23 protein-coding genes and 1 riboswitch are annotated in these 22,822 nt (G+C 55.6%); of the genes, 8 read left to right on the forward strand and 15 right to left on the reverse strand.

From position 1 onward, the window contains the following. Positions 1-4 precede the first annotated feature (4 nt). The 11 genes from rfbG to GALF_RS14260 all read right to left on the reverse strand — a co-directional run bounded on the left by rfbG (position 5) and on the right by GALF_RS14260 (position 10,439). Positions 5-1,081: a CDP-glucose 4,6-dehydratase gene (rfbG, locus tag GALF_RS14210; RefSeq protein ID WP_013294743.1), complete on the reverse strand. Its 1,077-nt coding sequence runs from the start codon at positions 1,079-1,081 to the stop codon at positions 5-7. Continuing rightward, the gene (gene rfbF / locus GALF_RS14215; RefSeq protein WP_013294744.1) at positions 1,078-1,851 is read right to left on the reverse strand and encodes a glucose-1-phosphate cytidylyltransferase; all 774 of its coding nucleotides are present in this window, start codon (positions 1,849-1,851) and stop codon (positions 1,078-1,080) included. The genes rfbG and rfbF overlap by 4 nt, the downstream gene beginning before the upstream one ends. A 28-nt stretch (positions 1,852-1,879) precedes the next feature. Continuing rightward, a complete protein-coding gene (locus tag GALF_RS14220) occupies positions 1,880-2,218 on the reverse strand; it encodes a MarR family EPS-associated transcriptional regulator (RefSeq protein ID WP_013294745.1) in 339 nt (112 codons plus the stop codon). Between the two features lie 66 nt (positions 2,219-2,284). Further along, positions 2,285-3,619, reverse strand: a complete 1,335-nt coding sequence (locus GALF_RS14225) for a TolC family outer membrane protein (protein ID WP_013294746.1) — start codon at positions 3,617-3,619, stop codon at positions 2,285-2,287. Positions 3,620-3,735: 116 nt separating this feature from the next. Continuing rightward, a complete protein-coding gene (locus GALF_RS14230; RefSeq protein ID WP_013294747.1) occupies positions 3,736-4,692 on the reverse strand; it encodes a lysylphosphatidylglycerol synthase transmembrane domain-containing protein in 957 nt (318 codons plus the stop codon). Then, positions 4,689-5,564 carry a decaprenyl-phosphate phosphoribosyltransferase gene (locus tag GALF_RS14235; RefSeq protein WP_013294748.1) on the reverse strand — a complete coding sequence of 292 codons (876 nt, stop codon included), beginning with the start codon at positions 5,562-5,564 and terminating at the stop codon, positions 4,689-4,691. Before GALF_RS14235 ends, GALF_RS14230 begins: the two co-directional genes overlap by 4 nt. Then, positions 5,561-6,175 carry an HAD-IB family hydrolase gene (locus tag GALF_RS14240; protein ID WP_013294749.1) on the reverse strand — a complete coding sequence of 205 codons (615 nt, stop codon included), beginning with the start codon at positions 6,173-6,175 and terminating at the stop codon, positions 5,561-5,563. Before GALF_RS14240 ends, GALF_RS14235 begins: the two co-directional genes overlap by 4 nt. Next, positions 6,172-6,909: an SDR family oxidoreductase gene (locus GALF_RS14245; protein WP_013294750.1), complete on the reverse strand. Its 738-nt coding sequence runs from the start codon at positions 6,907-6,909 to the stop codon at positions 6,172-6,174. The genes GALF_RS14240 and GALF_RS14245 overlap by 4 nt, the downstream gene beginning before the upstream one ends. Next, positions 6,909-8,237 (reverse strand): FAD-binding oxidoreductase, encoded by a 1,329-nt coding sequence (locus tag GALF_RS14250; RefSeq protein WP_013294751.1) that lies wholly within the window; start codon positions 8,235-8,237, stop codon positions 6,909-6,911. Before GALF_RS14250 ends, GALF_RS14245 begins: the two co-directional genes overlap by 1 nt. Continuing rightward, positions 8,238-9,740 (reverse strand): glycosyltransferase family 39 protein, encoded by a 1,503-nt coding sequence (locus tag GALF_RS14255; RefSeq protein WP_190274086.1) that lies wholly within the window; start codon positions 9,738-9,740, stop codon positions 8,238-8,240. Between the two features lie 51 nt (positions 9,741-9,791). Beyond that, on the reverse strand, positions 9,792-10,439 hold the full coding sequence (locus GALF_RS14260; protein WP_013294753.1) for a protein-L-isoaspartate O-methyltransferase family protein: 648 nt from the start codon (positions 10,437-10,439) through the stop codon (positions 9,792-9,794). 140 nt (positions 10,440-10,579) lie between these two features. Next, positions 10,580-10,681, forward strand: a riboswitch (TPP riboswitch). Between the two features lie 17 nt (positions 10,682-10,698). Between GALF_RS14260 and thiC the strand changes: the two genes are divergently transcribed. The 5 genes from thiC to ppk1 all read left to right on the forward strand — a co-directional run bounded on the left by thiC (position 10,699) and on the right by ppk1 (position 16,068). Continuing rightward, positions 10,699-12,570: a phosphomethylpyrimidine synthase ThiC gene (gene thiC, locus GALF_RS14265; RefSeq protein ID WP_013294754.1), complete on the forward strand. Its 1,872-nt coding sequence runs from the start codon at positions 10,699-10,701 to the stop codon at positions 12,568-12,570. Next, positions 12,570-12,755, forward strand: a complete 186-nt coding sequence (locus GALF_RS14270; RefSeq protein ID WP_013294755.1) for a DUF1289 domain-containing protein — start codon at positions 12,570-12,572, stop codon at positions 12,753-12,755. The genes thiC and GALF_RS14270 overlap by 1 nt, the downstream gene beginning before the upstream one ends. Before the next feature lie 43 nt (positions 12,756-12,798). Continuing rightward, complete coding sequence (locus tag GALF_RS14275; protein WP_013294756.1) at positions 12,799-13,623, forward strand: undecaprenyl-diphosphate phosphatase; 825 nt, start codon at positions 12,799-12,801, stop codon at positions 13,621-13,623. 76 nt (positions 13,624-13,699) lie between these two features. Further along, positions 13,700-13,969: an oxidative damage protection protein gene (locus GALF_RS14280; RefSeq protein ID WP_013294757.1), complete on the forward strand. Its 270-nt coding sequence runs from the start codon at positions 13,700-13,702 to the stop codon at positions 13,967-13,969. 11 nt (positions 13,970-13,980) lie between these two features. Further along, positions 13,981-16,068: a polyphosphate kinase 1 gene (gene ppk1 / locus GALF_RS14285; protein ID WP_013294758.1), complete on the forward strand. Its 2,088-nt coding sequence runs from the start codon at positions 13,981-13,983 to the stop codon at positions 16,066-16,068. Between the two features lies 1 nt (position 16,069). On the opposite strand, the gene GALF_RS14290 is transcribed toward ppk1, so the two are convergent. After that, positions 16,070-16,510, reverse strand: coding sequence for a hypothetical protein (locus GALF_RS14290; protein WP_013294759.1), 441 nt, complete (start codon positions 16,508-16,510; stop codon positions 16,070-16,072). 83 nt (positions 16,511-16,593) lie between these two features. On the opposite strand from GALF_RS14290, the gene GALF_RS14295 reads away from it, so the two are divergent. The 3 genes from GALF_RS14295 to GALF_RS14305 are packed head-to-tail and all read left to right on the forward strand — an operon-like array spanning position 16,594 to position 20,798. Next, entirely contained in the window at positions 16,594-17,040 is a 447-nt protein-coding gene (locus tag GALF_RS14295) for a SixA phosphatase family protein (protein ID WP_013294760.1), read from the forward strand. A gap of 22 nt (positions 17,041-17,062) precedes the next feature. Beyond that, positions 17,063-18,556: a polyphosphate:AMP phosphotransferase gene (gene pap, locus GALF_RS14300; RefSeq protein ID WP_013294761.1), complete on the forward strand. Its 1,494-nt coding sequence runs from the start codon at positions 17,063-17,065 to the stop codon at positions 18,554-18,556. A gap of 37 nt (positions 18,557-18,593) precedes the next feature. Then, the gene (locus GALF_RS14305) at positions 18,594-20,798 is read left to right on the forward strand and encodes a SulP family inorganic anion transporter (protein WP_013294762.1); all 2,205 of its coding nucleotides are present in this window, start codon (positions 18,594-18,596) and stop codon (positions 20,796-20,798) included. 91 nt (positions 20,799-20,889) lie between these two features. On the opposite strand, the gene GALF_RS14310 is transcribed toward GALF_RS14305, so the two are convergent. Genes GALF_RS14310 through pyrC form a run of 3 tightly spaced genes read right to left on the reverse strand, consistent with a single transcriptional unit; the run spans position 20,890 to position 22,802 of the window. Beyond that, positions 20,890-21,198, reverse strand: a complete 309-nt coding sequence (locus GALF_RS14310; protein WP_013294763.1) for a DUF2288 domain-containing protein — start codon at positions 21,196-21,198, stop codon at positions 20,890-20,892. Between the two features lie 13 nt (positions 21,199-21,211). After that, the gene (locus GALF_RS14315) at positions 21,212-21,751 is read right to left on the reverse strand and encodes a gamma carbonic anhydrase family protein (protein ID WP_013294764.1); all 540 of its coding nucleotides are present in this window, start codon (positions 21,749-21,751) and stop codon (positions 21,212-21,214) included. A 1-nt stretch (position 21,752) separates the two neighbouring features. After that, positions 21,753-22,802: a dihydroorotase gene (gene pyrC, locus GALF_RS14320; protein ID WP_013294765.1), complete on the reverse strand. Its 1,050-nt coding sequence runs from the start codon at positions 22,800-22,802 to the stop codon at positions 21,753-21,755. Positions 22,803-22,822 lie beyond the last annotated feature (20 nt).

The raw sequence follows: 22,822 nt of genomic DNA on the forward strand, positions 1-22,822 counted from the left end.
AAATTCATCGTACAGATGATGCGCAATACGCGCTGATCTGCTGGAGCGTGATTTCACGCATATCTTTTTCATCCCGGTAGGCCTGATGCCAGTCCACAATTTTTACCAGCGCTTCATCCAGATGCCATCTCGGATGCCAGTTCAACTGGCCTTTGGCTTTGGAGCAATCGAGCTTCAGGTAATGCGCTTCATGCGGATGTTCGCCGCCATCAACCACCCAGCTCGCACCCTCTCCCCAGGATTGGGTCAATCGCTCAACAATCCATTGCACAGGCTTGGCATCTTCATCGTTGGGGCCGAAGTTCCAGCCTTCTGCGAACGCTGCGCCGTCTTCATAGAGTTTTTGTGCCAGCAACAGATAACCGGATAACGGCTCCAGCACATGCTGCCAGGGACGGATCGCATGCGGATTGCGTATATTGACCGCGCGACCTTCCGTTATCGCGCGCATGATATCGGGAATGAGACGATCTTCTGCCCAGTCGCCGCCACCGATGACGTTTCCCGCTCTGGCTGATGCGATTGCAACGCCATGCTCGTGATATTTTGCGGGGTGAAAATAAGAGTTACGGTAAGCCGCGGTGACCAGTTCCGCGCAGCCTTTACTGCTGGAATAAGGATCGTAACCGCCCATTGCTTCATTTTCACGATAGCCCCACGCCCATTCGCGATTTTCGTAACATTTGTCGGTCGTAACATTGACCACAGCCTTAACACTCCGCGTGCTGCGCACCGCTTCCAGCAAATTCACCACACCCATCACGTTAGTGGAATAGGTTTCAACCGGTTCAATATAGGAATAGCGCACCAGCGGCTGTGCCGCCATATGAATCACAATCTCAGGCTGATGCTCAGTCAATACCGAACGCAAATGCACTAAGTCACGAATATCACCGATGATGCTGGTCATGCCTTGTTCAATACCGGCGACTTCAAACAAACTCGGTTTGGTCGGCGGAGCGAGCGCAAAACCCACCACTTGCGCGCCCATAGACTGCAACCAAAGCGACAGCCAGCTTCCCTTAAAACCGGTATGACCCGTCAACAGGACGCGCTTGCCGCGCCAAAAATCAGCGTTCATGCCCATACTTTCCAGGGCGCTTTGCCTGATTGCCACAACTCTTCGAGATGCATCTTGTCGCGCAGAGTATCCATGGGCTGCCAAAAACCGGTGTGATGAAACGCCGCCAGATCACCTTCTTCGGCGAGACGCTCCATAGGTTCGCGCTCCCAAATTGTTTTATCGTCGGAGATATAATCGAGGACTTTTGGTGATAGCACAAAAAATCCACCATTTATCATGGCACCATCGCCTTGAGGCTTTTCCCGAAAGCTATTGACCTTATTTCCCTGCATGTCGAGCGCGCCAAAACGGCCCGGCGGCAATGTCGCGGTCAATGTCGCCTTAACTTTCTGAGCTTTGTGAAATGCGATCAATTCAGTAATATTAACGTCACTCACGCCATCTCCATAGGTAAGACAGAATGCTTCTTCATCCTTAACATATTCGGCTACGCGCTTTAAACGACCACCGGTCATGGTTTCTTCTCCGGTGTCTACTAGAGTTACTTTCCAAGGTTCAGCGAAACGCTGATGCACTTCCATGTGATTATTCTGCATATCGAAAGTGACATCCGATGTATGCAGAAAATAATTGGCAAAGTACTCTTTGATTACATAGCCCTTGTAACCGCAGCAAATAACGAACTCATTAATCCCGTGCGCAGAATAACTTTTAAGGATATGCCACAAAATTGGCTTTCCACCGATCTCCACCATAGGCTTGGGTCGCGTTGACGTTTCTTCGCTGATCCGAGTTCCCAAACCACCTGCAAGAATGACTGCTTTCATAAACAAACCCTGACGACAATGTATTTATTCACGGAAAATTTCTCACTATTTGTTCAGTTTCACGCTTCAGTTCTGCAATCTCCATCCGCAATCGCTCGTATTCCTCAACCTTAATTTGCAAAAATTCTAAAGTGAGGTGCGCCTTCTGCTCCACACCGCGCGGCGTCAGCAGGTAAGCGTACGCCAGTTTATTGTCGCTGTTGCGGAAATTATCTGCTTTCAAGCAACCTTTAGCGATCAATGCATTCAAGCAAAAATTTACCTTGCCAAGACTAACGCCCAACCGCTTCGCCAAATCTCTCTGGGAAAGGTTGGGCTCATCGGCCAATGTCTTTAGTAATCCGTAACTAGTGGTATCGTCGAACATGCGGTGCGTTCATTAGGTGAACAGCGCACATTAAACAGATCGGAGGATGTGATGTCAAGCTGTGAACTACTTCAGTGCCTCGTTGACCTTGGTCAATTCCGCCTCGCCCAGCGAACCGACTGCAGCTTTCAGTCGCAACTGACTCAGCAGATAATTGTATTCCGCCTGATACAGGTCGCGGCGGGTAGCATAGAGCTGCTGCTGGGCATTGAGTACGTCAAGATTGGTACGAACGCCCACTTCCTGCCCCAGACGGCTGGCCTCCAGCACGCTTTCACTGGAGGTGAGCGCCTGTTGCAGCGCCTGCACCTGCGAGATACCGCTCACGACACCCAAGTACGCCTGACGGGTTTGTGATGCAACGCTGCGGCGCGCGTTTTCCAGCTCCTGCCGCGCCCGTTCGCTGTTTGCATTCGCCTCACGCCACTTCGAGTTGGTCGCGCCGCCCTGAAAGATCGGCAGATTCAATTGCACGCCGACGCTTTTATTAGTGCTGTCGCTGCCGACGCCGAAACTGCTGCCGTTAGCGTAGTTTTTAGAATAGTTCGCTACCAGATCTATCGTCGGATAATGACCGCCGCGATTTCTCGCGACTTCCTTTTCGGCAAGCTGAGCGCCGGCCTGCGCGATGGCGATCTGAGGGCTGTTAATCTGAGCATCGCCCACCCATTTTTCCATATCGGCAGGTTGCGGTGCATCCAGACTGAACTGTTTGCCTAAGGATTTGAGTTCCTTGGGCTGTGCATTGATCAGCTGCTGCAACGCGCTGCGCTTGATTTCCAGATTATTCTGCGCGGCAATTTGTTGCGAGGAGGTCAGATCAAAACGCGCTTGCGCCTCGTGGGTATCGGTAATGGTCGCGCTGCCGACTTCGAAATTGCGTTTGGCCTGCGCCAGTTGCTCAGAAATTGCCGTCTTTTGCGCCTCGGCCAACTGCACGCTGTCCTGCGCGATCAGCACATCGAAGTAGGCTTGAGCGGTGCGCAGCAGTAAATCCTGCTCGGCCACTTTAAATTGCGCTTCACTTTGGGCGACCTGCAGTTCGGATTCGCTGTAAGCCAGCCAGTTTTGCTGACGGAGCAGAGGCTGCACCAGCGTCACGCCGTAACCATGGCTGTTGTAACGCTGATTACCGCCTGGAAACAGGGTCGCGCCCTTGTACTGCGTCGTTAAATCGTTAAAGGTGCTGTTGGCCGACAGATTGACGCTCGGCATCAGCAGTGCGCGGCCTTGCGGCAATTTTTCCTGTCCCGCCTGTTGCGCGGCACGCGCCGCGGCAAACACAGGATCATTGCTTTGCGCGCTGCGGAAGATGTCGAGCAAGTCGGCGGCCTGTGCAAAAAGAGGAGCACCGAGGACAATCGCCAGTGCCAGACGTGAGGTGAATAGCTTAGTTTTCATCGGATTCGCGCATAGTTTATTAGATTTTGCTAATATTATCGCTTGCCGCCCTAATGCGCAAACGATACTTGAAGTGCCGGCAACAGTACCAAGCATTCGCTGCCGGCACAATACCCTCAACCCTTTTTCAAACGGCGCTCGGACATCGACAGCGCCATCACGCCCAGCGCCACCGCAAACCACAGAGTCACAAGCCGAATCAGCACCGTTGCCGCTACCGCCTGCGGTTGCGCGACGCTGTTCAACATCAGCAGCGCAACCATGGTCGCTTCCGCCCCGCCCAAGCCCCCCGGCAGAAAACTGAGCGCCCCGATCAGCATGGAAAACGCATAGATGAACAGCGCGACCTGAAGCGACAAATCGCTGCCCAACCAATGCATGATGTAATAAAACGCCAGCCCTTCCGCACCCCACGCCACCAGCCCCAGCGCGATGCCGTACAACAGCATAGGCAGACTAAAACAATGCCGCGAATGCAGCACGACGTCAACGGCATGCCCGGCAAGATTCCCCAAACGGGCAGGCAGTCGCCGCTGCGCGAAAGATTTTAGCACTTCAAGCCACTTTGCCTGCTGGAGCACCACCAGAATAACAACGATCAGCACGGCCAGGATCAGCACCACAGGCAGCGCCTTGGGATAAATCGCCATGCCGATGGCAACCAGCATCAACATACTGATTAAATTTGACAAATGCTCGGAAAAAAAAGCCGCCAGACTCTCAGGATAGGGCACGCCATGCTTTTTCAGAAACACGCTGCGTATCGCCTCACCCGCCTTACCCGGCAGTATCGTCAGACCAAAGCCCGCAATGTAAATTCGCAGGCTCTCGGGCGCATACACACGGTGGCCCAGCAACGCTAAAAATTTCTGCCAGCGCACAAATCGCACGCCGTAGTTAACCAGCGAGAGCAGCAGCGCAATGGCGGTGCCGACAAATCCGACCCGCACGATTGCCGCCACCACCTCGTGCCAGCCACCCCACAGCGAAAAGGCCAGATAGCCTGCGGCGCTCAGTAAAATCACCAGCAACAGCGCGCGAAACCGCCAGCCGGACAACACAGTGCCCGTCATGAAATCAGCAGCATCGTCGCGAGCAGCCAGGCGCCCAGCGAAATAAACAGGTGGGGGTCGCGTACCAGATCATGCGACGGGTCGCCCCCGCGGCTCTGGTGATGCAGCAGGTAGATGTAACGGAACATCCCGTACATCACGAACGGTACGGTGTAGATCAGATTATTCGTGCCGTGGATGCGTATCGTGTCGGCGTTCATGGTGTACAGGCTGTAGCTCATGATCACCCCTGAGGCGGTGATGCCTATCATCTTATCGAGCAGCACCGGACTGTAATGCGCCAGCACGCGGCGATGCGCGGCCTTGTCTTCGGTCAGCGCGATGATTTCCGCGCGGCGTTTGGCAAACCCCAGAAACAGCGTCACCATCAGACCGCACAGCAGCAGCCATTGCGATGGCGGAATGCCCACCCCCAGCGTGCCGGCGAGCAGGCGCAACATGAATCCGGTGGCGATGATGAACACATCCAGTATCACCACATGCTTGAGCCGCAACGAATAGGCAATGTTCATCAGCGCATAGCCTGCCAGTATCAGCAGCACGACGGGGGAGGCGAGATACGCCAGCAGCAGCCCCGCCGTTCCCAGCGACACGGCGAGCAGGATGGCGGAAAAAACCGACACCTCGCCTGAGGCCAGCGGCCGCAAGCGCTTCTTCGGATGCTGTTTGTCCTGCTCCACATCGACCAGATCGTTGAGCGTATAAATCGCGCTCGACACCAGACAAAATGCCGCAAAGGCCATCATGACCTCTATCACTGCCGCCTGATCATGCCAGGCGTGGCCGAACAACAGGCCGGCAAACACGAAGGTATTTTTCACCCACTGATAAGGGCGCATCAGACGCAGCAGCGGTAACAATGTTTTCATCATCTCGATTCTGGAAATTGCCGGTAATAGGAGAAATCCGCGCTCGCCAGCAATTCGCGATCCCCCCGACTGTCGCCGTAGGCATACAAAGTATAAGTGCTGCGCTCGCCCAGCAACGCCGCAAGGCGCCTGAGCTTTTCTGCGCCAAAACAGTTCACCCCTGACATCCTGCCTGTCAGGGTGCGATCATCGCGTATTTCCAGTTGCGTGGCGATCACCTCATCAAAGCCGGCGATTTTCGCCCAGGGTCTGACGTATAACTCAAGCGATGCGCTGATCAGCACACAGCGATGCCCCTGCTGTTTGTGCCACGCGAGCCGCCGCATCGCATCCGGCCGCAACAGCGCCGGCACCACCTGAGCTGCGAACAGGTCAGCCTCCTGTTGCAACGCATCGATATTTTTGGCCCCTAGACATGCGACAAAGACCCGCTCCTTCGCGATGCCGTTATCGATCAGCCCCAAGGCATAGGCCGCCAGCGTGCGGGATAAACGCAAGGCCTGAACCATCACCGCCCATACCCCCAGCGTGTGCAGCAAAAAAGGCAACAGCGTATCGCGACGCGTTAACGTGCCGTCGAAATCGAATGCCGCCACGACCTCGCTCTGACTCACATCTTCATCCGTTTAAAGACAAACTCGGGGATATGCTTGATGATCAGCATGATATAGCGCCAAAATCCCGGCAGATACACCACATCGGCCGATTTTCCCAGCGTCGCGACGATGCGCTGACCGATCTGCTGCGGGGTGGCGACCAGAAACAGGCCGGGCAAACCATAGGTCATCGCCGTATCCACGAAACCGGGCTTCACAGTGATGACGCGCACCCCGTGAGGATAGAGCCGGTTGCGCAGCCCCTGCAGGTACAGGCTGAGCGCCCCCTTGGCCGCGCCGTACACATAATTACTCTGCCGGCCGCGATCCCCTGCCACCGAAGAAATGCCGATGATAAAGCCGCGCTGCAAGGGCTCGAAATAATTCGCGCACAGGCCGAGGATTGAGACCGCACCGGTAAAATTGCTGGCGATGACTTTGGCGGCCACGGCAAAATCACGCGCCGCCAGCTGATCGCCCAGATAGCCGAAGGCCAGTACCACCCCCGACAACTCGGGCGTATCCGCCTGCACCGCATTAAAAAAGGCCTCGTGTGTTTCGGTCGCTTCCGCGTCGAAAACGCGATAGTGCACCGTCACCCCATAGCGCAATTGAAGATCCAAGGCGCTGCGCCGCAATTCGTCCTCATCGCGAGAAGCCAGATACAGGTTATCGCCCCGCGCGGCAAACGCTGACGCGACCCCGCGCGCAATGGCGGAGGTCGCACCCAGTATCAGTATGCATTCACTCATCAAGCCTCCTTGTGCGCCGTGATGCCCAAACGCCGTGACAAGCTGGAACTGAAGCGCTGCTCAGGATCAACCGAATCTTTTTCGGCCAACCATTCCTGATAGCGCGGATACATCAGAGCAAAGGTCTCAGCTGATAAGCGCGCATCCTTGGCCAGATACACCCGGCCGCCGTAGTGCAGCACGATTTCATCAAGCGTGTTCAAGAGGCTAAACAGCCCCGCGTCGCGGATCGGCAAATCGAGCGCCAGCGTGTAACCCTTCATCGGAAAGGACAGCAGCCCGCGCCCTTCGGCGCCGAAGCGTTTCAAAACAGCCAAAAACGACGGCCGGCGACTCGCTGACAGTGTTTGCAGCAATTTTTGTATCCCCTCATAGGCCGCCGCGTCCGGAATCACGCACTGGTATTGCACGAAACCGCGCTTGCCGTACATCCGGTTCCAGTTTTCCAGCGCGTCCAAGGGATAAAAATACGCATCCCAGCCGCTCGCGAAAGCCTCGGGCTTGCCCGACTCGCGGCGGAAATACTGTGCATTGAATGCGCCTATGCTGATCGAATTGAGTGCCCAGTCGGGAAAGTCGAACGGGATGCGACGCTGAGCGCCCGTTTGCGGCACGGAGGTTGCCTCTTCCGCATGATGACCGCACATCAGGATGCCGCGCCCCAGCTGCGCGCCGGTCGCCATGCTGTCTATCCACGCCACGGTGTAACGATCGTCGATGGCCTGCATCAGCGCGAATAACTGCTCGAGATTCGCGGCCGCATGGTGCCGCACTGTCATCTGCGAATGCTTAATCGCGATGAGCTTAATCGTCACCTCAGCGATAATGCCGGTCAGCCCCATCCCCCCGACCGTCGCCCAGAACAGCGGCGCATTTTGCTCAGCCGAGCAGGTCATGCGACTGCCATCCGCCAGCACGAGCTCGATGGACAGCACATGATCGCCAAAGGCGCCGTCGTGGTGGTGATTCTTGCCGTGCACATCCGCCGCCACGCAACCGCCCAGCGAGACAAATTTAGTACCTGGCGTGACCGGCAAAAACCAGCCTTTGGGCACGATGACCGCCAAAATCTCGCCCAGTGTCACACCGGCTTCCGCGCGCAGGATGCCCTGTGCCGTATCGAATTCAAGCAGCCGGTTCACGCGTTCGGTGAGCAACACGCGCCCGTTTTCGTTGAGCGAGGCATCCCCGTAGCTGCGCCCCTGACCGCGCACGATCAGGTTAGCCGTATCGGGGAGCAACGCTGCATAACGCTCGGGGCGAGCAAGCTCACAGACCTGCACCGGATAGCGCCCCCAGCCACTGATCGCAGTTGTTAAAGTTCCCATCTAGTTCACCTGTTCCGGAAAATATTTTTCGCAGAAATAACACGGCGCATGCGGTAAAAATGCGGGGATTTTATAGTGCCGGCTCAAAATGGGTCTCAATATCTTCTCTTTATAAGCACGGTAATCAAAATCATAGCCCAGCACAAAATAGAAAGGCACGCCGCGCAACTCAAACGTCACAACCTCCACGCGGCTAAAATAAGGCGCGTACAACGCCAGATCCGGCGCGGATTTAATGATCACCAGCACATTGCGCCCGTTCAACTGACGAAAATCGGTCAGCATGTCGTCCTGCCGCGCAAAAGTCGAACCGCTGCCGAACACCGAAAAGTTCTTGCCGTAATGGTAGGAGATGATCGCCGCCGACGTATAGCCGTCCGATGACAGCACAAAGCCCTGTTGCTCATAGGGGCGCACCTTATCGACGATCTCGTCATTCCTGAACATGAACACGATGCCGTCGTACAGGTTCGTGCCCTTCCAACTCTCCATCGGCATCAAAGCGATCACCGCGACAACCGCCAGATGCGCGCCCGTAAACCACAGGGTGAATTTAAAGGTCGAGCGCAGCGCCTGCCCGCTTAGCATCATGCCGAGCATCACATACAAGAAAGGATAGAACGCCAGCACCCAGTGCAGACCGATATCCCGCTTGAGCGACAACAAAGCCAACAAGGTGAGCGGCAGGCAGAACAGCCAGGCAAACAGGCGAAACTCCGGATGGCTGAAGGTTAGCCGCCATTGCGCACGGTGTTTAAACACATAGTAAATCACCGGCGGCGTCATCAGATACAGCTGCACCGCGAGGAAAGTCGCGATCTTATCCGGCGAGAAGTGCTCATTTTCGTTGCGGTTATACAGGTTGAACAGGATGTTGTCCCAGCAATGGGTGTAGTTCCAGTACAAATTGACCAGCGCAAACGGCAGCGCGGCAAGATAGAGCAGCGCGAAGCCTTTGGTCTTTTGCAGCGACTTAGCCGAAAAAACAAAATAGGCCAGATACGCCAGACCCAGCAGCACCGCGAAATATTTGGACAGAAAAGCCATGCCGAACAAGGCACCGGCTAACCCATACCAGCGCAGGCTGTTTTTCTGCAAGGCACGAGAGAGCGCCCAGGCTGACAGGAAAGCGAACAAAATCAAAGGGGTGTCTGTCGTGACCAGCACGTTCAGCACATTCAGCGGGGAGACCAGATACAGCATCGCGGCCAGCTGCGCACGGGTTTCGTCGAACGGCCTGATCAGCCGGTAGATTCCGATGCCGATCAGCGTCGAGAGCAAAATCGCCGGCAGGCGCAACACGACTTCCGAGTTGCCCAGACACAACATCAGCTGCAAAAACCAGCCCGCCATGGGCGGGTGATCGTAATAACCAAAATCGGGGTGATGCGCCCAGACGACGAAATAAGCCTCATCACCGGACAGCGGAATCAGCCAAGCAAGATAAAACTTGATCGCCAGCGTTACCAGCAAAACCATTGCAAGCGGCGACATAAGCTTCATATCGCTCATCGGGTCACAGCTCGCATCAGGCCTGAAAAAATCAAACGCCGCTTAAAATACAAACCGTTTAGGCTGTTGCGCATTTTGCAGCGCGGCAACGGACGTTTCCATGATGTTGACCGTTTCAAAAACATCGGCCGCAACGCGCGTGATCAGCCGGGCTTCCATGACCGGGGCATCGCCGACGATGGCAAACAGGCGTCCGCCGACATTCAGACTACTTTGAAACACCAGCGGCAACACCGGCGTCGAACCCGTCAATACGATGACGTCATATTTTTCGCTGCCCCAGCCATGCGATGCGTCGCCGACCGCCAGCGTCACATTTTCACGGTGCAGCAAATGGGTGCGCGCAATTTCACTCAATTCAGGCACGATTTCGACCGAGGTGACGTGACCTGCAAATGCGGACAGCAACGCCGTCAGATAGCCGCTGCCGGTACCGACTTCCAGCACTTTATCCGAGCGCCCGATATGTAACTCCTGCAACGCACGCGCTTCGAGTTTAGGCTGCCACATCGAGACGCCGTAGCCTAACGGAATTTCCATATCCATAAAGGCCATCGCTTTTTTACCGTCAGGCACGAACTGTTCACGCCTGACGTGATGGAGCAACTCGAGAATCCGCGCTTCCAACACATCACACGGGCGAATTTGCTGTTCAATCATATTGAAGCGTGCCTGTTCCAGATTCTGCATTTTGATCTCCATCCCTGAGTAATTAAGGTAAAACTCGCATTGCGTTTGATTTTATCCCGGCAGTATAGCAACACACCCCGTCTGGCTCAACACAACTACGCGCGCAGGGTTGCTTTTCCTTCATTTTTCCAGTAACTTGCACGACTCGCTGGGGGTCTTTGTCTGTTTTTTTCAGCAAAGTGAGAAACACCCTTTGAACCTGTACGGATAATGCCGTCGTAGGGAAGCACGATGCTTCCCTTCTTTTTAGGAGCATCAGATGAACGCCAACACTAAATTCACCGCTGACGCCGCGCATGTCGATGCCGCCGCGATCAAGCCACTCCCCAATTCCCGCAAAATTTATGTCGAAGGCAGCCGCCCGGATATCCGCGTGCCGATGCGCGAAATCTCTCAAGCCGACACACCCGATGGCATGGGCGCTGAAATCAATGCGCCGATTTACGTATACGATTGCTCAGGCCCCTATACCGATCCTGCCGTCAAAATCGACATCCGCTCAGGCTTAGCACTGATGCGCGAAGCATGGATCGTCGAGCGCGACGACACCGAAGTGTTGCCTAAACTGACTTCCGATTACGGCCAGAAACGCCTGGATGATCCGGAGCTCGCCGAGATGCGTTTTAACCTGAGTCGCGCGCCGCGCCGTGCCAAACCGGGCAAGAATGTCACCCAGATGCACTACGCACGTCAGGGCATCATCACGCCTGAAATGGAATACATCGCGATTCGCGAAAATCAAAAAGTCGACGGCATGAACGAGATGATGCTGCGCCAGCATCCCGGGGAAAATTTCGGCAATTCGATGCCAAAAAAAATCACGCCTGAATTCGTGCGCGATGAAGTCGCTGCCGGCCGCGCGGTCATCACCGCCAACATCAACCATCCGGAAATCGAACCGATGATCATCGGCCGCAAGTTTCTGGTCAAGATCAACGCCAATATCGGCAATTCAGCACTGGGTTCCAGCATCCAGGAAGAAGTCGAAAAGATGACCTGGGCGATTCGCTGGGGCGGCGACACGGTGATGGATCTGTCCACCGGCAAACACATCCACGAGACGCGCGAATGGATCATGCGCAATTCTCCCGTGCCGATCGGCACCGTGCCGATTTATCAGGCGCTGGAAAAGGTCAACGGTAAAGCCGAAGACCTGACCTGGGAAATCTTCCGCGACACGCTGATCGAACAGGCCGAACAAGGTGTGGATTACTTCACCATTCACGCAGGCGTCTTGCTGCGCTACGTGCCGATGACCGCGAATCGCATGACCGGCATCGTCTCGCGCGGCGGTTCTATCATGGCAAAATGGTGTCTGGCGCACCATAAGGAAAACTTCCTTTACACCCATTTCGAAGACATCTGCGAAATCATGAAGGCCTATGACGTGACCTTCAGCTTGGGCGACGGTCTGCGCCCCGGTTCGATTTACGATGCAAACGACGAAGCGCAATTGGGCGAATTGAAGACCCTGGGCGAACTCACCCAAGTTGCCTGGCGCCACGACGTTCAGGTGATGATCGAAGGCCCGGGCCACGTGCCTATGCATCTGATCAAAGAGAACATGGACTTGCAAGCCAAGTGGTGCAACGACGCGCCGTTCTATACATTAGGCCCTCTGACCATGGACATCGCGCCGGGCTACGATCACATCACCAGCGCCATTGGCGCTGCGATGATAGGCTGGTTCGGTACCGCTATGCTGTGCTACGTCACGCCTAAAGAACACTTAGGCTTGCCGAACAAAGCGGACGTCAAAGAAGGCATCATCACCTACAAGATCGCAGCGCATGCGGCGGATCTGGCCAAGGGACATCCGGGCGCACAGGTTCGTGACAATGCACTGTCAAAAGCGCGTTTCGAATTCCGCTGGGACGACCAGTTCAATCTGGGCTTGGATCCTGATCGTGCGCGTGAATTCCATGACGAGACACTGCCGAAAGAGTCCGCCAAGGTCGCTCACTTCTGCTCGATGTGCGGCCCGCATTTCTGCTCGATGAAAATCTCGCAAGACGTGCGCGACTTCGCGGCAAAGGAGGGCATCTCGGAACAAGCGGCGCTGGAGAAGGGCATGGAAGTCAAATCCATCGAATTCGTCACTAAAGGCAGCCAGCTCTACAGCAAATCCTGATGTCCGCGTCCACCAAACCGGTCACTGCACAAAGTCCGTGCGTCGGCTATTGCACGACCGTTTTGGGCGACGACGTGTGCCGCAGCTGCTTGCGGACATTCGATGAAATCACCCGTTGGGTGGAGATGAGCGATGAAGCGCGCTGTGCAGTCAATCAGCGCATCAACGATTTGATGGCGGGTTAAGCCTGATTGCAACTACTGGATTCCCGCATACGCGGGGAAAACAATGGATATTATACTTTTGCTCAAAGCGGTCATCTTAGGCGTCGTCGAAGGCCTGACCGAATTTTTGCCAGTCTCCTCGACCGGCCACCTGATTCTGGTCGGCGACCTGCTCAATTTCAACGACGATCGCGGCAAGGTCTTCGAGATCGTCATTCAATTTGCGGCAATTTTGGCCGTGTGCTGGGAATACCGCGCAAAATTGCAATCGGTCACCACAGGCTTGTTGCAAAAACAGGAGGCAGCGCAGCGCTTCACGCTGAACCTGTTTATCGCCTTTTTGCCGCTGGCGATTTTGGGACTGCTGTTCGGCAAAGCCATCAAGGCGCATCTGTTCGCCCCCGTGCCCGTCGCGCTGGCCTTCATCATCGGCGGTTTCATCATCCTGTGGGCGGAGAAACGCACTCACACCGAATCGATCGGCAGTGTCGATGAAATGCACTGGCGCGATGCGTTAAAAATGGGACTGGCGCAGGCGCTGGCGCTGATTCCCGGCACCTCGCGTTCAGGTGCTACCATCATCGGCGGCCTGTTCTTCGGCCTGTCCCGACGCGCCGCCACCGAGTTCTCATTCTTTCTGGCGATTCCCACCCTTACCATGGCGACACTCTACGAAGTCGTCAAATACCGCGACCAGTTTCACGCCGACGATCTGGGCATTTTTCTGGCCGGCTCCATCGCCTCGTTCATTAGCGCGTTCATCGCGGTGCGCGGCCTGTTGCGCTACATCAGCCGCCACGATTTTACGATTTTTGCCTGGTATCGCATCGCTTTCGGCCTGATCGTGCTGGGAACCTCCTACAGCGGGCTGGTCAGCTGGACGGTTTAACCCGTAACGCCCGCCGGACAGCCTGTCATCTTAATGTCATAATTACGTCACATAATCACTATCACGGAGATACATCATGACAAGAATGGTTCAATGCGTAAAACTGGGCCGCGAAGCCGAAGCCCTCGATCGCCAGCCGTATCCAGGCCCGTTGGGTCAGCGAATTTTTGAAAATGTCTCCAAGGAAGCATGGGCCGGATGGATCAAATTCCAAACCATGCTGGTCAATGAAAATCGCCTGAATCTGGCTGATCTGGCCGCGCGCAAATATCTTGCCGCACAGATGGACAGCTACTTCTTCGGTGAAGGTACGCAAATGCCGGAAGGTTTTGTACCGCCCAAATAAGGTGTCACAACTTGCCTAATACATTCGCTCCGCAGCAATTTCTCAACCGCGAACTCGGTCAGCTCGAATTCAACCGGCGCGTGCTCGCTCAGGCGGAAGATGCGACGATTCCGCTGCTCGAACGCTTAAAATACCTGTGTATCGGCAGCAGCAATCTCGACGAGTTTTTCGAAATCCGCGTGGCCGGTTTGATGGAGCAAATCAAACTGGGGGGAATTTCGACCGGGGCGGATGGCATGAGTGCCCACCACACCCTCAAACTGGTACGCGAACAGGCGCATCAGCTCATCGAACACCAGTATCACCTGTTCAATACCGAAATTACGCCGGCGCTGGCAGCCCAGGGTATTAAATTCCTGCGCCGCACCCACTGGAACGAGGCACAGCAGGCATGGCTAAAAGCGTACTTTTTTCGCGAAGTCATGCCGGTGCTCACCCCGATCGGGCTCGATCCTGCCCACCCGTTTCCCCGCGTACTGAACAAGAGCTTAAATTTTGCAGTCGAGCTGCAGGGCAAGGATGCGTTCGGGCGCAATTCGACCCGCGCCATCGTGCAAGCCCCGCGCGTATTGCCGCGCACGATTTTACTACCGCCGGAAATCAGCGGCTGCCCGCACGGCTTCGTCTTCCTGTCGTCCATTCTGCACGCGCATGTCGGCGAGCTGTTCAGCGGCATGGAAGTATTGGGGTGCTTCCAGTTCCGCGTGACGCGTAACAGCAATCTGTTTGTCGATGAGGAAGAAGTCAAAAACTTGCGCCTGAGCTTGCAAGGCGAATTGCCGCAGCGCCATTTCGGTGACGCGGTACGTCTGGAAATTGCCGACAACTGCTCGGAACAGATCGAAGCCTTGCTGCTCAAGGAATTCAAACTGACGCCGGCCGACTTATATCGCGTGCACGGCCCGGTCAACCTGGTTCGCCTGATGGAAATTCCCGGCATGGTCGAGCGCGCCGACCTGAAATTTGCAGAATTTGTGCCGGGCGTGCCCGGTGTCCTGCAAAAAAAGGGCGCGGACATGTTCAAAGTGATCCGCAAGAGCGATGTGCTGCTGCACCACCCTTATCAGTCTTTCAAGCCGGTGATCGATTTCATCCAGCAGGCAGCCAGCGATCCTGCCGTCGTCGCCATCAAACAGACCGTATACCGCACCGGTGCGGATTCGGCGCTGATGGAGGCACTCATCGCAGCAGCGCAGCGCGGCAAGGAAGTCACCGTGGTGGTGGAATTGCTGGCCCGCTTTGACGAAGAAGCCAATATCAACTGGGCGAACCGTCTGGAAGAAGTCGGCGCTCATGTGGTGTACGGCGTCGTCGGACACAAGACCCACGCCAAGATGCTGATGGTGGTGCGCCGCGAAGAAGGTAAACTCAAACGCTACGTGCATCTGGGTACCGGCAATTATCATCCGCGCACCGCGCGTCTTTACACCGATTTCGGCCTGTTCACCTGCAATGAAGAAATCTGCGCCGATGCCAACGAAGTGTTCAGCCAGCTGACCAGTCTGGGACGCGCACGTACGCTCAACCACCTGTGGCAGTCGCCTTTTTCACTGCATCCGGAAGTGTTGCGCGCGATCCACAACGAAACACGTCTAGCCAAAGAAGGCAAGAAGGCGCATATCATCGCCAAGATGAATGCGCTGCTTGAACCTGACACCATCGCCGCACTCTATGAAGCCTCGCAGGCCGGCGTTAAAGTCGATCTGATCGTGCGCGGCGTTTGTGCGCTGCGCCCCGGTGTTGCCGGACTCTCGGAAAATATTCGCGTACGCTCCATCATCGGCCGCTTTCTGGAGCACACCCGCATCTTCTATTTCCGCAACGATCTAGCGCACAACACCTATCTCGCCTCTGCCGACTGGATGGATCGGAACTTCTTCCGCCGCATCGAGGTATGTTTCCCTATCCTCGACAAAAAGCTCAAAAAGCGCGTGATCGATGAAGGCTTAAAAGCGTATCTGCAGGACAACTCTCAGGCTTGGGATATGGATGGCAATGGCCAATACCGCCATAAACAACCTCGTTTAGCCGCTAAAAAGTGCGCGCAAAACGAATTGCTTACCTTGCTCGCAAGCCCGACCGTCAAAATAACAGCATAGCTTAGTGCTTGTTCGGGCGACCGGTCTTGATTTTATCGAGACCGCTCAACGCCGCAATTAACTGCGCTTCGTTCATCGCACACAATGCCAGCACGCCAGCGCGCAGCACTTCACTCTTCTTAACCTGCAGCCCGGATTTCAGGCCAATTTCCTTGATATCGGCGATCTTCTGATATTCGCTTTGCGGCATCGTAAAACTGTCGCGCACGACTTTTGGCTTAGGCTTTTTGGCAACCTTAACTTCTTTAACCGCCTTAGCAGCTTTGACTTCCTTCACTTCCGGAACTTTCTTTACTTCCTTCGCAACTTTCACTGCAACAGGTTCGGCTTTTTTAACAGCTGCCACCTTGGCAACCGGCTTGACGACCTTTGCGGCCGCAGTGAGCGGCTTGGCAGCAACCGGCTTAGCAACAACGTCCTTGTCTGATTTTTTTGTATTCATTTGATTCTCCTTGGATTAAGATAGCGTGTATACAGTATATACGCTATATTTTGCGGGTGTAAACAGTAATATTTGGAGCCCAGATGGACATAATCTTATGGCGACATGCCGAGGCAGAAGACGGATCGAACGATCTTGCACGTCAATTAACAGAGAAAGGACGTAAACAAGCCGCACAAATGGCAGAATTTTTACATCGTTATTTGCCTGTTGACACCCGCATACTGGTAAGCCCCGCCGTGCGCACACAGCAAACTGCTTCCGCTCTCAGCAAAGATTTCATCACGACACCCTCCATCGCGCCGGATGCCTCTCCGCACGCCGTGTTGCAAGCCGCCCGCTGGCCCAACGCCGGCGGCACCGTGCTGATCATCGGACATCAACCGACACTGGGCTCCGTCGCGGCGCAATTACTCGGTTGCGGACAGGAGTCCTTGCGCATCAAAAAAAGCGGCCTATGGTGGTTCTCCCGGCGAGAGGGCTCGATGGCGACCACCTTGCGCCTAGTCATCACACCGGACTATTTATAATCAGCTCAGCTGTGAGGTTGTCATGTTTGAATCTGCAGAACTCGGTCACAAAATAGATAAAGAGACTTACGACAGGGAAGTTCCGCCACTGCGTGCAGCCCTGCTCGACGCACAGATGGACATGGCCAAACTTGCCAAATTTCCGGTCATCATTTTGGTCGGCGGCGTTGACGGGGCGGGGCGGGGCGAGACCGTCAACCTGCTCAACGAATGGATGGATCCTCGCTACTTGCAGACGCACGGCATGGGAGATCCGTCCGATGAAGAGCTTGATCGCCCGATGATGTGGCGGTTCTGGCGCGAGCTGCCACCCAAAGGCCAGATCGGAATTTTTCTGGGCTCCTGGTACACCTGGCCCATCATCAACCGCGTGCAGGGAATCAGCAAGACAGCGGATCTGGACCAGAGTCTGGAGCGCGCCCGCCGCCTCGAAACCATGCTGGCCGATGAAGGCGCGCTGATACTCAAATTCTGGATGCACTTGTCGCGCGAAAAACAGGAAAAGCGACTTAAAGTGCTCGAAAAAGATCCGAAAACCCGCTGGCGCGTGACCGAACGCGACTGGGAACACTATAAGAAGTACGACAAATTCCGCACTGTAGGCGAGAGTGTCATTCGTCACACCAGCACGGCAGAAGCACCTTGGACTATTATCGAGGGGTACGATCCGCATTACCGCAGCCTGACGATCGGCAAAATCATCCTCGATGCCATCCGCAAACGCCTCGATGACGCCGATCAGAAAATATCTGACGTATCCGCCCCGCCGCCGTTGCCCTCGATCGACAACCTGAATATTATCAAATCGCTCGACTTAAAACAGAAGCTCGACAAAAAAACCTATCAGGATGAACTGGAAAAATATCAAGGCAAGTTAGCCTTGCTGACGCGTAATCCGAAATTCAAAAAGATCACCGTCATCGCGATGTTCGAAGGCAACGATGCCGCGGGCAAAGGCGGCGCGATCCGGCGCATTACCGGCGCTCTCGACGCGCGCTATTACAATGTCATTCCGGTGGCAGCCCCAACGGAAGAAGAACGGGCACAGCCCTACCTGTGGCGTTTCTGGCGACATATCCCCAGACGCGGCAGAGTGACGATTTTCGATCGCTCCTGGTATGGACGGGTACTGGTCGAACGCGTCGAAAAATACTGCTCGGAGGCCGACTGGATGCGTGCCTACAGCGAAATCAACGATTTCGAGGCTCAACTGGTACGGCACAACATCGTGGTGGTCAAATTCTGGCTGACCATCAGTCAGGAAGAACAACTCAGGCGGTTCAAAGAACGCGAAGCCATCGCCTTCAAGCACTTCAAAATCACGCCGGATGACTGGCGAAATCGTGAAAAGTGGACTGAATACGAGCAGGCGGTCTGTGACATGGTAGACAGGACCAGCACCGAAATCGCCCCCTGGACACTGGTCGAAGCCAACGACAAAAATTTCGCGCGCATTAAAATTCTCAAGACGCTTTGTGCACAAATTGAAGCGGCGATGCAGAAAAAAGAACCGTAAAAAGCGCTCAATCCCATCTACCCGGGTAAAAACCATCATGAGCACGCTATCAGACAAACTAAAAGTCCCCGGCGATTTCTGGGGAGGACTGGCCTCAACACTGGTCGCCCTGCCGGCAGCGGTTGCCTTCGGCGTCACCATCTATTCGGCGATCAGCCCCCAGTATGCAGTTTTCGGTGCGCTGGCCGGCATTCTGGGCGCCACCGCACTGGGGCTGATTGCCTCGACCTTTGGCGGCACCGACCGGCTGATCAGCGCACCCTGCGCACCGGCAGCTGCGGTACTGTCCGCGTTCGCCATCGAACTGGTCAATCAGGGCGTGGCCCCGGCCAGCATCGTCCTGATGCTGACGGTGCTCGGCATACTGACCGGACTGATACAAATACTGATCGGTTTTCTCGGTGTCGGCCGGCTGATCCGCTATATTCCCTACACAGTGGTGAGCGGATATCTGAGCGGCGTGGGCCTCATCATCATCGGCAGCCAGATCCCCCGTTTTGTCGGCACTTCCGCCAATACCGCGTGGTGGCGTGCCGCCGTCAACCCCGCGCTGTGGGATACGCGCAGCATCGCCATCGGTGCCGCAACCGTGCTGGTTGCACTGCTCGCGCCGAAAATAACCAAGGCTATCCCCAGCACGATACTCGGCATTACAGCCGGCATCATCGCCTACTTTGTTCTGGCTAACACCGATGCAACCATGATGACGCTGACCGACAATCCACTGGTCTTAGGTTCCCTCGGCGCATCAAGCGAAGGCTACATCGGCACGATTATCGGACGCTGGTACGACATCGGAGAACTGAAACTATCGCAAGTCGCCGCACTGTTCGGCAGCGCACTCACCCTGGCCGCACTCTTGTCTATCGACACGCTGAAGACCTGCGTCGTCATCGACCAGATGACCCGCACGCGCCATGATCCCAATCGGGAACTCTTCGCACAGGGACTGGCCAATATCGCGTCCTCCGCTATCGGCGGCATCCCAGGCGCCGGCATTATGGGCCCCACCATGGTCAATCTGTCCAGCGGCGCACAAACCCGCGTTTCCGGCATCATCGAGGGGCTGCTGGTACTGATCGTCGCACTGGTGCTGAGCAACTTTATCGCCTGGATTCCTGTTGCCACGCTCGCCGGCATCTTAATTGTGATTGGCCTGCGCATGATAGACACCAAGCCGCTAAATTTTCTAGAGTCGCGTGCGACCGTCTTCGATTTCGCTGTCGTCGCCGTCGTGATCGGCTTTGCGCTGACGGTGGGATTGATCGCCGCTTCTGCTGCCGGTGTCGCCTTGTCCATTTTGCTGTTCCTGAGAGAACAAGTCGGCGGTTCAGTGATCAGGCACAAAACTTTCGTCAGTCAACGCTCCTCGACCTGGTATCGCCCGGAAGCCGAGATGCGACTCATCGCACAAAAAGGTGACAAAGCCGTCATCTTCGAACTGCAGGGCAGCCTGTTTTTCGGCACAACTTATGAGCTCTACTCGGTGCTCGAAGCGGAAATCAAGACCCGCGATTACATCATTCTCGACCTGAGACGCGTGCTGTCGGTCGATATCACCGCCGCCCACATGCTCAATCAGGTGCGCGACATGATGAGAGATCGCGGCATGCCGCTTTTGATGAGCAATGTGCGCGAACATCTGCCTAATGGCAATAATCTGCTGGAATTTTTCAAACAGACCGAACTGATCGATGCCACCGATGCGGTGCGCGTATTCCAGACCATCGAATCTGCAATCGAATGGGTGGAGCACAAACTGATCGGTGATATCGAACTGCCGGTCGAGACTGAAGTGGCCCTTAATTTGCAAGAGATGAATCTGTTTCAGGGGAGAAAAGTAGAAACCCTCACCGATCTCGAAGCGCGCATGGAACAAAGAACGGTGAAAGCCGGCGATTCCATCTACTCGATCGGCGATCAGGAAAGAGAGCTCTATCTGATCCGCCGCGGCGTGGTGCGTATTCTGGCACCGATAGGCGGCAGCCGGCAATTGCACCACATCGCCACCTTCGGACGCGGAGATTTTTTCGGCGGACTGGCGTTTCTGGATGATCATGCGCGCGGAGACAATGCCATCGCCCACACCGATATCGACTTGTTCGTTCTACCGCTGGAGCAGTTCAACCAGCTGGCTGAAGATCACAAAAAACTGGCCTTTTTGCTGATCACCGCAATTTCCCGCACCCTCGCACACCGCCTGCGTCACGCCGATGGCGAACGCACCATGCTACATGTGTAATCCGCCCAATGTGCGCCGGTGACCCGCAAAATCCCACCGCACACCCGACGCTCGCCTAAGAAATTCACGGCAAACAGGGCGATCATGTGAGCTAGTTATCGTCGCCTGCCGGTTGCACCAGCACCCACGGGCTGACCACCACCGCCCACAGCACGGCATCCGCATCCCACCAGACTTGCGCCTGCTCATCCGTGACTTTACCGAACTGACCGGCCGCCATCCACTGACTGATCAGCGGTGCATTGTCCTCAGACATCTGGTATGCGGTCTCGACCAGATCCAGTTCAGGTGCGACAAAAATAGCAGCCCCACTGGCGAAATAGCGCTGCATCTCGCGCCATTGCATTTGCGCCGTTTCCAGATTCACCTTGGCGCGTAATATTTCTTTTGGATTAGTCATTATTTCTTTCAATTTAAGGGAGTAAACCGGTCAGGTAATGATTCTTTACCTCGATATAGTGTTCAGCCGAGTAACGCAAATGGACAAGCTCATCCGCTGTCAGCGCACGCACCGCCTTCGCGGGACGCCCCATGTAGAGCATACCGCTCTCCAGCACTTTGCCGGGTGAGACCAGACTACCTGCGCCTATCATCACCTGATTGGGAATCACCACGTCGTCCATCACGATGGAACCCATGCCGATCAGACATTCGTTGCCGATAGTGCAGCCGTGCAATATCACCGCATGACCGACCGTCACATAGTCGCCTATGATCAGCGGCGAACCTTCCGGTTTATCTGCCGTCTTGTGCGACACATGACCCATCGTCAGATCCTGCACATTGGAGCCGCGACCGATCACGATGCGGTTCACATCGCCCCGCAGCACCGTATTGCACCAGACGGAACTGTCCTCGCCTATCGTGACTTCGCCGATCACCTGACAGGAAGGGTGAAGGTAAACACGGCTGCCGACAAGCGGCGACGTTTCGAGATACGCAGAGGTCGTCATACTAGTTTTCCTGCGCCACTTCGTTAAGCTTCCATTTCATCGTCTCGCCCGCTCGCAACGGCACGAGTTGATGCTCACCAAAGCCTACACTGGATGGAACTTGCCAGTCTTCGCGGCGCAAGGTAACCGTAGCGGTGTTGCGCGGCAGGCGGTAGTAATCGGCACCGTAAAAACTGGCAAAACCTTCCAGTTTGTCCAACGCACCGGCGGCTTCAAACGCTTCTACATACAGCTCAATGGCGGTGTGGGCGGAGTAGCAACCGGCGCAGCCGCAGGCATTCTCTTTGGTGTGTTGTGCATGCGGCGCGCTGTCCGTGCCTAAGAAAAATTTTGGGCTGCCGCTGATCGCCGCTTTAACCAACGCCTCGCGGTGCGTCTCGCGTTTTAAGATCGGCAGACAATAAAAGTGAGGTCGGATGCCGCCTGCCAGCATCGCGTTACGGTTGTAGAGCAGATGCTGCGGCGTGAGCGTCGCGGCGATGGTCTCAGGCGCACTGGCGACAAACTGCGCGGCCTCTTTGGTGGTGATATGTTCGAACACCACGCGCAGATCAGGCATATCCAAAAGCAGCGGTTGCATCACACGCTCGATGAAAATCGCCTCGCGGTCGAAAATATCGATCGCGCTATCAGTCACCTCGCCGTGCACCAGGAGCGGCATGCCGCAGCGCTGCATCGCCTCCAGCGCGGCATAGGTTTTACGGATATCGCTCACGCCCGCATCGGAATTAGTCGTCGCACCCGCCGGATACAATTTGACGGCATGCACGATACCGCTGGCTTTGGCCTCATAAATTTCCGCCGCGCTCGTATTGTCCGTCAGATACAGCGTCATCAAAGGCTCAAACGACACCCCGCGAGGGATGGCGGCTAAAATTCGCTGCCGGTATTCCATCGCCTGCCGCAGCGTTGTGACAGGCGGCCTGAGATTAGGCATCACGATCGCGCGTGCAAACTGGCGCGCCGTATCGGGCAGCACCGACTGCATAAGTGCCCCGTCGCGCAGGTGCAGATGCCAGTCATCGGGGCGAGTCATTGTGAGCTGTTGCATGGGCTTTTCCGGCAAGTTAG

The sequence above is a fragment of the Gallionella capsiferriformans ES-2 genome, assembly GCF_000145255.1.
Taxonomy (GTDB): Bacteria; Pseudomonadota; Gammaproteobacteria; order Burkholderiales; family Gallionellaceae; genus Gallionella; species Gallionella capsiferriformans.

Excerpts from the sequence above, each read along its gene's own strand:
- rfbG (WP_013294743.1), bottom strand. The coding sequence starts at position 1,081 with ATGAACGCTGATTTTTGGCGCGGCAAGCGCGTCCTGTTGACGGGTCAT.
- rfbF (WP_013294744.1), bottom strand. The coding sequence starts at position 1,851 with ATGAAAGCAGTCATTCTTGCAGGTGGTTTGGGAACTCGGATCAGCGAA.
- GALF_RS14220 (WP_013294745.1), bottom strand. The coding sequence starts at position 2,218 with ATGTTCGACGATACCACTAGTTACGGATTACTAAAGACATTGGCCGAT.
- GALF_RS14225 (WP_013294746.1), bottom strand. The coding sequence starts at position 3,619 with ATGAAAACTAAGCTATTCACCTCACGTCTGGCACTGGCGATTGTCCTC.
- GALF_RS14230 (WP_013294747.1), bottom strand. The coding sequence starts at position 4,692 with ATGACGGGCACTGTGTTGTCCGGCTGGCGGTTTCGCGCGCTGTTGCTG.
- GALF_RS14235 (WP_013294748.1), bottom strand. The coding sequence starts at position 5,564 with ATGATGAAAACATTGTTACCGCTGCTGCGTCTGATGCGCCCTTATCAG.
- GALF_RS14245 (WP_013294750.1), bottom strand. The coding sequence starts at position 6,909 with ATGAGTGAATGCATACTGATACTGGGTGCGACCTCCGCCATTGCGCGC.
- GALF_RS14250 (WP_013294751.1), bottom strand. The coding sequence starts at position 8,237 with ATGGGAACTTTAACAACTGCGATCAGTGGCTGGGGGCGCTATCCGGTG.
- GALF_RS14255 (WP_190274086.1), bottom strand. The coding sequence starts at position 9,740 with ATGAAGCTTATGTCGCCGCTTGCAATGGTTTTGCTGGTAACGCTGGCG.
- GALF_RS14260 (WP_013294753.1), bottom strand. The coding sequence starts at position 10,439 with ATGCAGAATCTGGAACAGGCACGCTTCAATATGATTGAACAGCAAATT.
- thiC (WP_013294754.1), top strand. The coding sequence starts at position 10,699 with ATGAACGCCAACACTAAATTCACCGCTGACGCCGCGCATGTCGATGCC.
- GALF_RS14270 (WP_013294755.1), top strand. The coding sequence starts at position 12,570 with ATGTCCGCGTCCACCAAACCGGTCACTGCACAAAGTCCGTGCGTCGGC.
- GALF_RS14275 (WP_013294756.1), top strand. The coding sequence starts at position 12,799 with ATGGATATTATACTTTTGCTCAAAGCGGTCATCTTAGGCGTCGTCGAA.
- GALF_RS14280 (WP_013294757.1), top strand. The coding sequence starts at position 13,700 with ATGACAAGAATGGTTCAATGCGTAAAACTGGGCCGCGAAGCCGAAGCC.
- GALF_RS14290 (WP_013294759.1), bottom strand. The coding sequence starts at position 16,510 with ATGAATACAAAAAAATCAGACAAGGACGTTGTTGCTAAGCCGGTTGCT.
- GALF_RS14295 (WP_013294760.1), top strand. The coding sequence starts at position 16,594 with ATGGACATAATCTTATGGCGACATGCCGAGGCAGAAGACGGATCGAAC.
- pap (WP_013294761.1), top strand. The coding sequence starts at position 17,063 with ATGTTTGAATCTGCAGAACTCGGTCACAAAATAGATAAAGAGACTTAC.
- GALF_RS14305 (WP_013294762.1), top strand. The coding sequence starts at position 18,594 with ATGAGCACGCTATCAGACAAACTAAAAGTCCCCGGCGATTTCTGGGGA.
- GALF_RS14310 (WP_013294763.1), bottom strand. The coding sequence starts at position 21,198 with ATGACTAATCCAAAAGAAATATTACGCGCCAAGGTGAATCTGGAAACG.
- GALF_RS14315 (WP_013294764.1), bottom strand. The coding sequence starts at position 21,751 with ATGACGACCTCTGCGTATCTCGAAACGTCGCCGCTTGTCGGCAGCCGT.
- pyrC (WP_013294765.1), bottom strand. The coding sequence starts at position 22,802 with ATGCAACAGCTCACAATGACTCGCCCCGATGACTGGCATCTGCACCTG.